Annotated in this window: 13 protein-coding genes; 6 read left to right on the top strand and 7 right to left on the bottom strand. The window is 62.3% G+C overall.

The features are described 5' to 3' along the window. Positions 1-221 precede the first annotated feature (221 nt). The 5 genes from FBY20_RS20525 to FBY20_RS20545 all read right to left on the bottom strand — a co-directional run bounded on the left by FBY20_RS20525 (position 222) and on the right by FBY20_RS20545 (position 2,692). On the bottom strand, positions 222-716 hold the full coding sequence (locus tag FBY20_RS20525) for a helix-turn-helix domain-containing protein (RefSeq protein WP_142054311.1): 495 nt from the start codon (positions 714-716) through the stop codon (positions 222-224). Next, positions 697-1,035 (bottom strand): hypothetical protein, encoded by a 339-nt coding sequence (locus FBY20_RS20530; RefSeq protein WP_142054313.1) that lies wholly within the window; start codon positions 1,033-1,035, stop codon positions 697-699. Before FBY20_RS20530 ends, FBY20_RS20525 begins: the two co-directional genes overlap by 20 nt. A 168-nt stretch (positions 1,036-1,203) precedes the next feature. Beyond that, positions 1,204-1,512: a hypothetical protein gene (locus FBY20_RS20535; RefSeq protein WP_226848515.1), complete on the bottom strand. Its 309-nt coding sequence runs from the start codon at positions 1,510-1,512 to the stop codon at positions 1,204-1,206. Between the two features lie 55 nt (positions 1,513-1,567). After that, on the bottom strand, positions 1,568-2,230 hold the full coding sequence (locus FBY20_RS20540) for an SOS response-associated peptidase (protein WP_142054315.1): 663 nt from the start codon (positions 2,228-2,230) through the stop codon (positions 1,568-1,570). 6 nt (positions 2,231-2,236) lie between these two features. Further along, positions 2,237-2,692 (bottom strand): hypothetical protein, encoded by a 456-nt coding sequence (locus tag FBY20_RS20545; RefSeq protein ID WP_142054317.1) that lies wholly within the window; start codon positions 2,690-2,692, stop codon positions 2,237-2,239. 598 nt (positions 2,693-3,290) lie between these two features. On the opposite strand from FBY20_RS20545, the gene FBY20_RS20550 reads away from it, so the two are divergent. From FBY20_RS20550 to FBY20_RS20570, 5 genes are all read left to right on the top strand, one after another. Next, complete coding sequence (locus FBY20_RS20550; protein ID WP_056323407.1) at positions 3,291-3,755, top strand: hypothetical protein; 465 nt, start codon at positions 3,291-3,293, stop codon at positions 3,753-3,755. Positions 3,756-3,951: 196 nt separating this feature from the next. Beyond that, positions 3,952-4,161: a cold-shock protein gene (locus tag FBY20_RS20555; RefSeq protein WP_056323411.1), complete on the top strand. Its 210-nt coding sequence runs from the start codon at positions 3,952-3,954 to the stop codon at positions 4,159-4,161. A 200-nt stretch (positions 4,162-4,361) separates the two neighbouring features. Further along, complete coding sequence (locus tag FBY20_RS20560; RefSeq protein ID WP_174245483.1) at positions 4,362-4,757, top strand: YkvA family protein; 396 nt, start codon at positions 4,362-4,364, stop codon at positions 4,755-4,757. 96 nt (positions 4,758-4,853) lie between these two features. Then, positions 4,854-5,756 (top strand): aldose 1-epimerase, encoded by a 903-nt coding sequence (locus FBY20_RS20565; protein ID WP_142054319.1) that lies wholly within the window; start codon positions 4,854-4,856, stop codon positions 5,754-5,756. 67 nt (positions 5,757-5,823) lie between these two features. Then, a complete protein-coding gene (locus FBY20_RS20570; protein WP_056323418.1) occupies positions 5,824-6,180 on the top strand; it encodes a hypothetical protein in 357 nt (118 codons plus the stop codon). Positions 6,181-6,244: 64 nt separating this feature from the next. On the opposite strand, the gene FBY20_RS20575 is transcribed toward FBY20_RS20570, so the two are convergent. Both FBY20_RS20575 and FBY20_RS20580 read right to left on the bottom strand, forming a co-directional pair. Beyond that, positions 6,245-7,258, bottom strand: coding sequence for a zinc-binding alcohol dehydrogenase family protein (locus tag FBY20_RS20575; protein ID WP_142054321.1), 1,014 nt, complete (start codon positions 7,256-7,258; stop codon positions 6,245-6,247). Between the two features lie 27 nt (positions 7,259-7,285). After that, a complete protein-coding gene (locus tag FBY20_RS20580) occupies positions 7,286-8,080 on the bottom strand; it encodes an SDR family NAD(P)-dependent oxidoreductase (protein WP_142054323.1) in 795 nt (264 codons plus the stop codon). Between the two features lie 113 nt (positions 8,081-8,193). On the opposite strand from FBY20_RS20580, the gene FBY20_RS20585 reads away from it, so the two are divergent. After that, positions 8,194-9,096: a LysR family transcriptional regulator gene (locus FBY20_RS20585; RefSeq protein ID WP_142054325.1), complete on the top strand. Its 903-nt coding sequence runs from the start codon at positions 8,194-8,196 to the stop codon at positions 9,094-9,096. The last annotated feature ends 41 nt before the right edge of the window (positions 9,097-9,137 follow it).

Here is a 9,137-nt window from a genome sequence, read left to right on the forward strand (position 1 = left end):
CGATGCGCAGGTAGGATTCGAGTCGTTTCATGGGGTCGCCTCAGAGGTAAGGACGACCTAAATACTATTGTCACGACTTGGGAAAATCCTCTTGGGGGTTTTCCGCCGCAGATGTTTGGGTCGTTATGTGGCTTTCGCCACACATCCCTCAAAACCGACGGTTTGTGCTAGACCTTCCGGCAAGTGACCGCACAACTGGCAGCGTGTCAGGCCCGGCTGCCCTAGCCGTCGTTGCTCTTTTGACGCTGCGATGGCTGATCTTCAGGCGCCAGCGAGAATCTGTATCCCTGGCGAGGCACCGCGAGGATCGGCAATTTGATCCCGTGTCGGGAAAACTTGGCCCGCATCTTCGAGATGTTCACTCGAAGCCGCAGGTTGAGCTCGTCGGGTTGGGCGTCACCGCTCCATCGGGCTAGCAACGAGTGAAATTCCCCGCTTCTGATCAAATCACCAGGTGAGGCCAGAAGCCGGGCGAAGATCATCAATTCCACGGGTGCAAGGCGAACATTCCAGCCGGACACGCTGACGCATTTCTTCTGGAAGTTGATGCTCCATCCGGCCACGGAGAGACCTTCGGTTCGACAGGACTTGCCCCACTCGGCGCTGGCGTCGAGGAGCGCGAGGAGCGGTGTCGGCTTTGGTGGCCCGCTGATTGAGCGGGATTTTTTCGCCGGGCCAGCGACGCCACTACCTGGCTTAGTTGATCTGGAGGTCATACATGACCCCTGCATCATCCATACAGGCGCCGGAGCCGATTTCGTTCCGGGGATTGAGCGCGAACACGCAACGCAGGCCGCTGTTGTCGGCGGAGCGCGCGAAAAAGGTCCCGTTGCCGCCAACAAATCCAAGATTCTTTTTCTTCTCCTCCATCGCGGGCGGCAGGTTGTCCGCGAGCGATATGGAGGGCACCGAAATGGTCCGATTCGGGCTGTAGCGAAATTCCCCGGTGTAGATCTTGCCGGCGAGATCGACAGTTGCGTCGGCGCCGTTCCATTTTGCGAAGCCACGGCCGGTGGTGCCGCTTTTCTGGTCCATGAGGGCCATGTCATAGGTCGAGCAGCCGGATAGGGCGACGACGGATACAAGCAGCGCTATTCTTTTCATTATGTGTCTCTCTTCGTTGTTGATGCACGTGGGAGGCGACATAATTATTACATTAATTACTTTATGAAAATGGGGTTGAATTCCATTTTCAATAACGGCCTAACCTTCGAGCCATTGCATCCACCATCCCTGGTAGTAGCGCCGTCCGTCGATCTCTTCGAAGCCACAGACCATCATGCCCCTGTCGGAGCAGAAGGTGAGTAGCTCCGGTTCCAGCAGGTCGGGGATCGGACCCTTCGCGGTCGCGCCGAACTTCGCCAGGCCGTCCATTGTCATGACGCGCACCTGACGGCGCATGTCCTCGCGCGTGATCGAGTACATCCGCACAGTGCCGGTCACCGCTGGCGCGGGGTCATTGTCCCGACGCTTCTGGCCGAGGTAGTGGGTGCGGACGACGGAGCAAAGCATGATTCTGCTGTGATCTTGCTGTATGGATATACAGTATATGGCAGCAGAATCGGGGTCAGGCCATCGGCGTGGCGACGAGCTTGTCGGAGGGGAAGGGCACGAGGAAGTCGCGGCTTTGGTCGGCGCTGGCGGTGAGCCAGTCTCCATAGGCGCCCTCGGGCAGAATCACCACCATGCGTTTTTCTTTGTTTGGCTGGTGGTAGTCGCGGAAGAGCGGATCGTGATCGGCGTTGATGGTGAGCATGGTGTAGCTGTCCTGCCACTGGCCGGCCGCATCCCGGTAGCGGTCCCACAACCCGGCTATGCCCAGCGGCGCGCCGTCGGCCCGGGTGAATCGCGTAGCCACCGCCTTGCCGGATCGCCAGTCGGGCTCGAAGATTGCATCTGCAGGGATGATGCAGTGCTGCGCCCGGCGCCAGGCGCTGCGGAAGGTGAAGGCGTTGGCGACGCGGTCGTCGCGTGCGTTGAAGGTGGACAGCTTCTCCGCGCCAGGTAGCGCGTCCGGCCGGGTAGATCCCGAGATTAGGCCCCAGCGGCCCATGATGGCCTCCACCCTCGGCACCGCCTCGTCACCGGCGTCATGCTCCGGTGGCCGGCGGACAAAGATGCCTTGATAACGCGGCCACATCTCGTATTTGCCGAGGATTCCGGGCCGGGTCACGCCGAACTTTTTCAGCAGCAGTTCGGCGTCCTTCAGCGTTTGGTAGTGGCTACACATAGCGAATTAGCTCGCCGAAAGAATGCCGAAGATTTTATACATGCCGTAACCCGCCCACAGACACGATGCGGCGGAACCGTATGCACAAATTGTCTGTGCAAACTCCCAGCATCCGACCTTTCGTTTGTTGGTCAGTTCGGTATCTTGGTCGTCGAACGATTCCGCATAGTTGTTCGCGGTTTCTTTCCAGCCGTCGGATCCGGCTGAGTGCATATATCGACCGAAAGTCAGGCTGGCCACCGCGAGTATGATCCCCAACGAAAATGGCAAGAACGGAAGGGATTGGCGAGGTATGGAGGTCTGGGCAAGGGTGAAAACACCCGCCAATCCCGCAGCGTTCAGCAAAAAGAGGGTCTTTAAGACCTCAATTCCCCATACATCCGTCGCACGTAGGTGATATTGGTGCGCGTCTACGAGCTGCCGGTGCATTACCACTCTGCGGTCTTCGAAGGGAGGGATCATGTGTCGCGAGCCTTCCTTATATATTGGCCAAGTGGACAGTATACGAGCGGCAGCCCCAAGCTTTAAGGCCAATCAAACGTGGGGCGGCTCGGGCAGGTGCAGCAGCCTCTTGGGCGCTCGAACAGGTAATGAAGTAGGACATTCCCTGCGTCTAATACACGCAGAGTCCACTAGGAAACATGCGGGACTACGCTGTGTTAATTAGGCACAGATTATTAGACGTGTAGCGCGATTAGTCGTGGCAATTCAAAGAGTTAGGCAAACTTTCGCGCATGATGTTGCATCATGGGGGTGTGGCCCGCGTGGGCGTCGGCGGCGGTATTTTGCAGTGCAGAATTCATGCCCGTGATTGTATCGGGGCGGACAAGTCCCCGCCGAGCCGGGGCGTGGCGATTTGGCGGTGGGTTGCGATTTTTCGCATGACTGCGCACCTGGACGAATGGTGCGCATACGAAACAGGCTGAATCGCGCCGAAATCGGCTGAAATAACCTTCGGAAATGGACGCGCATTTGCCCGCGATAAATGTCGCTATGGTTGTCGCCTGGCCGCACAACAACGCGGTGAGATGACATCGACCTCCACGCCATCGGGATCAAAATGAAAGTCAAATCCATGCTGTCTTTCGTCGTGCTTTCCTTGCTCGCCGCCGCGGGCGCCCAGGCAGACAACTGCCGGGCCAATTACCAAGGCGGGGAAGATTGCCGGTACGACGATGGCACCACGTCGTCGAGCCGCTCCAACTACCAAGGCGGCTTCGATACGACCTATAGCGATGGCAGGACCTCCACCAGCCGGAAAAACTACACTGGCGGTTTTGATACCCGCTACAGCGATGGCAGCAACTCCACCAGCCGGTCAAATTACACCGGCGGCTACGATACGCGTTATAGCGACGGCTCGTCCTCTTCCAGCCGGAAAAACTACACGGGCGGTTACGACACCCGCTATAGCGATGGCTCATCGTCTTCCAGCCGGAAAAACTACAACGGCGCGCTGGACACCCAAGCCCGGCGTGACAAAGACGGCAAGGCCGATACCCGCCGCCCGGCCGGCGCCCGCTGAATAATGTTTGTGTCTGACACCGGCGACGGCCACCCAGCCCCGCGGGGGCAAGACGCCGTAGCGCGCATGGCTTCCAAGAATGCGTTCAGTGGCATCGCCGGCACATGCGTCATTTAGTAACGGTCATATCTTTGTGGCTGCGAATGACCCATAGTGCGTGCAGGGATATTTTTCCCTGGAAAATCTAGGACTTACATTGAAGATTGAAACTGGTATTGTGAAGTGGTTCAACAACGACAAGGGCTTCGGCTTTATCATGCCGGAGCTGGGCGGTAAGGACCTCTTCGCTCACTACTCTGAGATTCAGGGCAGCGGGCACAAATCTCTTGAAGAGAACCAGCGTGTATCGTTCGTCGCCGGCCAAGGACAGAAAGGTCCGCAGGCGACAATGATCAAACCGATTTAAGAACTGGCTGGCTTGCCTTAAGGCAAGCGGGCTGGCACCTAGCAAGTGGGGCCGAATCCTTTGAAGCAAGGGATTCGGCCCTTTGACTTTTGGACGACCGCGGATTACTTGCTGATCGCATCGCCGAAGTTGAAGACGCGATGGGTTCTTCGGTGGGCGGCTCTTACAATCGCCGTTTCCCATCAATAACCTGCCCAGCCGTGAACACAAGCGAAAAGTTGAAGGCCTGGGCCAGGCGCATCAAGCGTGACGGTGTGACGCTGTGGTTCGCCGGCAAGCATCCGCGAACGCCTTGGTACGCGAAGGCACTTGGCGTGTTCGTGGTGGCTTATGCCTTGAGTCCGATCGACCTGATTCCCGACTTCATCCCGGTGCTGGGATATGTCGATGACGTCCTGCTGCTTCCCGTCCTGATTTGGCTGACGATCAAGTTGCTTCCTGCGGATGTCGTTGCCGAATGCCGCCTGCGCGCGGACGAATGGATGCGGGAAAAGGGTGCGAAGCCCAGAAGCCGCCTTGGCGCGATATTGATCGTGGCGATCTGGATATCCTTTGGTGTGGCGGCCTGGTTGTGGTGGGGTGCCCGAGGCGCGTGAGCGGCGCCCCGGCTACGCCAACTTGCAGCCCCAACGCGCAGCCGGGCACAATCTTCCCGGCGTGGCGCGTGTGGACGCCGCGGGAGTTTCAACGCCATGCCCGATATTGCCGTTCCTGACGTGCTGGATGCCAGCGAGCGCGTGTCCATTTCCAGCGGCGACCACCAGGCCGAGTTCGCGCCCGGCGGCGGTGGGCGGCTGGCGCGGCTGTCCACCGGCGGACACGACTGGATCGTGCCGCTGACCGCCACCGAATGGCCGGCGGGCCGATGGCCGCGTGCCGGATCCTATCCGCTGGCGCCGTATTCCAACCGGATCCGCGATGGCGTCTTCACGTTCAACGGCGCCCGCCACGCATTGCAGTCCGTGCCCAACCGGCCGCAGGCGATTCATGGCTCGGGGCTGTTCCAGTCCTGGCAGGTCCGCAATCTGACGCCCGACAGTGTCGATCTGGTGCTGGATCAGCCGGCCGGCGTGCTGGGCTGGCCCTGGCCGTTTGAATGCGTGCAGCGCTGGCGGCTGGACAGCCGCGGGCTGAGCCTGAAGATGGCCATCACCAATCGAGGCGACACGCCGATGCCGTGCGGCATGGGCATCCATCCGTATTTCACGGCGCAGCGCGTCACGCTGCACGCCCGGCGCATCTGGCCGTCGGACGAGAATGGCTTGCCCACGGGCAGCAAGACGACGACGGTGCGAGAGCTGCGCCAGTCCGCCGACGGCTGCGACACGTACCTGTCGCAGTGGCAGGGCCGCGCGACGCTGCACTGGCCCGGCGGCCACGAACTGGCGCTGCATGCCGACCCGGCGTTCGCGCATCTGGTGGTGTACACGGCGCCGGGTGCGGAGTTCCTTTGCGTGGAACCGGTCAGCAACGTGGCCGATGCGTTCAATCTGGCGGCGGCGGGCGAGACCCGAACCGGCATGCAGGTGCTGGAACCTGGAGAGCGTTTTGCCGCCACGCTTCTGCTGGGGCTTGCGCCAGCGCGGAAAAAGTGAATGGCAGCTTGGTAAGCGCCGCACCCTGCGGCGATAATCCGCTCAAACCAGAATCAGGAGTCGTTACGTGAAAAAGCTCAGCACCGAACAATTGCAGGCTGCGGTCGAGACGCTTCGCCGGACGCAGGCCAAGCTGGCTCGCGCGGGCAACCTGCCGCTTGAGCCCACCATCTACGCCAGCGCCAAGGGTTTTCGCCGCAACGTGCCCGATTATGTGTGGTCCTGGCTGTCCGGTCTGCTGGCGCCTCACAAGAGCCTGTCGGCCTGGATGGACACGCACCAGCCGGGCTGGCGCGAGGGCAAGACGCCGGCGGCCGCCGTCTATGCCCGCACGGAAAACGGCTGGTTCCAGTGGCTGATCGCCGAACTGGAAGCCGAAATCAACGACCCGCACGCGCGCGCCAAGCGCGAAGGCCGAGGCTGATTGGCCTGATCGCGCCCGGCGCGGCGCGCCGGCGCACGCGATCCCGTTCGGGATCGCCGCGTTTCTAGAACCCTTCCAGCACGATCTTGCCGCGCGCCTTGCCGCTTTCGATGAAGGCGTGGGCGCGGCGCAGGTTTTCCGCGTTGATCTTGCCGTAGTGCTCGCCCAGCGTGGTGCGCAGCGTGCCGTTGTCGATCAGGCGGGCAGCCTGATTCAGCAGTTCGTGCTGCGCGATGAGGTCGGGCGTGTTGTGCAGCGGCCGGGCAAACATGAATTCCCAATGCAGCGAGGCTGACTTGCCCTTGAGCAGCCGCACATCGATGGCGGCCGGGTCGTCGATCAGCGCAATCTTGCCCTGCGGTGCAATCGCTTCGGCCATCTGCGGGAAATGCGCGTCCGTGTGCGTCAGGCCGGCGATGTAGCTCACATTGTCATAGCCGATGCGCTTGAGTTCGCCGGCCAGTGGTTGGGTGTGATCGACGACGTGATGCGCGCCCAGGTCGCGCACCCAGGCTTGGGTCTCGGGACGCGACGCCGTGCCGATCACGGTCAGGCCGGTGAGCTGTCGCGCCAGCTGCACCAGGATCGAGCCAACCCCGCCTGCCGCTCCGATGACGAGCAGGCTGCGCTGGCTGGGCGCGGCATTATCCAGGACCCGCAAGCGGTCGAACAGCAGTTCCCACGCGGTGATCGTGGTAAGGGGCAGGGCGGCCGCCTGCGCAAAATCCAGGCTCTTGGGCATGTGGCCGACGATGCGCTCGTCCACGACATGGCGTTCGCTGTTGGCGCCCGGACGGGTCAGGGCGCCGGCATACCAGACGCGGTCGCCCGGCTTGAAGAGGCTGGTGCGCGCGCCGACCGCGCGCACGATGCCGGCGGCGTCCCAGCCGATGATTTCGGGCTGGCCGTCCTTGGGCTTGCGGTTGGCGCGGATCTTGACGTCCACTGGGTTGACCGAGATGGCGTGCACGTCCACCAGCAGGTCGTGGTCGCCCGGCACGGGTTCGGGGGCGGTGATGTCCTGCAGGGCGTCGGCGTTGTCGGCGGGCAGGTTCTTGAAGTAGGCAATGGCTTTCATGGCGGGAGCATCCGGCGGTTCAGGGGTTCAGATGATGGAGCGGACCACGCCGCCGTCCACGCGCAGGGCCGCGCCGTTGGTGGCCGACGCTTGGGTCGAGCAGGTGTAGACGACCATGTTGGCCACTTCTTGCACGGTGGCCAGCCGGCGCAGCAGCGAGGTGGGGCGATGCTGGGCGATGAAGTCCTGCTCCATCTGCGCTTGCGAGACGCCTTGCTCCTTGGCCATTTCCGCGAAGAAGTCGGCGACCCCGTCGGACCGGGTGGGGCCGGGCAGCACGGCGTTGACGGTGACGTTGGTGCCCGCGGTCAGCTCGGCCAGGCCGCGCGAGACCGCGAGCTGGGCGGTCTTGCTGACGCCGTAGTGGATCATCTCGGGCGGGATCTGCACGGCGGATTCGCTGGAAATGAACACGATTCGGCCCCAGTTGGCAGCCAGCATGCGCGGCAGGTAGTAGCGCGACAGCCGGATGCCGCTCATGACGTTGGTGTCCATCATGGACTGCCAGTCGTCGTCGGTGATTTCGGTGAAGGACTTGGGCGTGAAGGTGCCGGCATTGTTGACCAGGATGTCCACGTCGGGATGCGCGGCGCATACCGAGGCGGCGCCGTCCGCGGTGGCCAGGTCCGCCTGCACGGTCGTGACCTGGGCGCCTGCAACTTGCTGCGTGACGGTCTCAGCGGCTTGCGCCAGCTTGGTTGCATTGCGGCCGTGCAGGACGACCTGCGCGCCGGCCTCGGCCAGTCCAATGGCAATCGCCAGCCCAATGCCGCCGGAGGATCCGGTGACAAGCGCCTTCTTGCCCTTCAGTTCGATTTTCATGCGGGGACTCCTTGCGTGTCGGGGGAATGAATGCATGATTACCCACTCCGCACCGATGAAAAACGGGCTAGCATCGCAGGCAGTTTCAATAAATTTTTGAAAATGAGGCCGAAGTGGTCCGATTCGAGGATTTGAAGATCTTTGTCGCCGCGTCGGATCTGGGCAGCTTTTCGGCCGCCGCGCGTGAGCTAGACCTGACGCCAGCGGTGGCAAGCGCCGCGCTCAAGCGGCTGGAAGAGGCGTTGGAAACGCGGCTTTTCGTGCGCTCGACACGTAGTCTACGTTTGACCAGCGATGGCGAACGCTACCTGGAATACGCGCGCTCGGCGCTATCCACCCTGGAAGCCGGCAAGAACGCAATGGCGCGCGACAAGACGGACATTGCCGGCACCTTGTCGGTATCGATCCCGTCCGACCTGGGCCGCCACGTGCTGCTGCCGTGGCTGGACGAGTTCCAGCGCCAGCACCCGCGCGTCAACTTCCAGCTACGCATCAGCGACCGGCTGGCGGACCTGTACAGGCAACCGGTCGACATCGCGGTGCGTTACGGCACGCCGAACGATTCCGGCCTGGTCGCACTGCCGCTATCCGAACACAACCGGCGTGTCGTATGCGCGGCGCCCGCGTACCTTGCGCGGCACGGGGTGCCGCAAACGCCGGCGGACCTGCGCCGGCACAACTGCCTGTCGTTCGTGCTGGGCGAAACGCTGCACGATCGCTGGACCTTCGAGCACGAGGGGACCAGCCTCACCATTCCGGTCAAAGGCGATCGTGTGGGCGACGACGGTGACCTGGTGCGGCGTTGGGCGCTGGCTGGGCACGGCATCGCGTACAAATCGCGCTACGACGTGCTGAGCGACTTGCGCGCGGGCCGGCTGGTCGAACTGCTGGCCGGATATGGCAGCGAGCCGTCGCCGCTCTATCTGCTGTGCGTGCACCGCATGCTGCTATCGCCCGCGGTGCGGCGCTTGCGGGAATTTCTGCAGGAACGGTTCAAGGCATTCGAGGCGGGCTAGCCGCACGTTCAGGAATTGCTGCGGTATCGCCACGCAGCATC

Origin of the sequence: Achromobacter sp. SLBN-14 (genome assembly GCF_006715415.1) — a bacterium.
Classification (GTDB): domain Bacteria; phylum Pseudomonadota; class Gammaproteobacteria; order Burkholderiales; family Burkholderiaceae_B; genus Achromobacter; species Achromobacter mucicolens.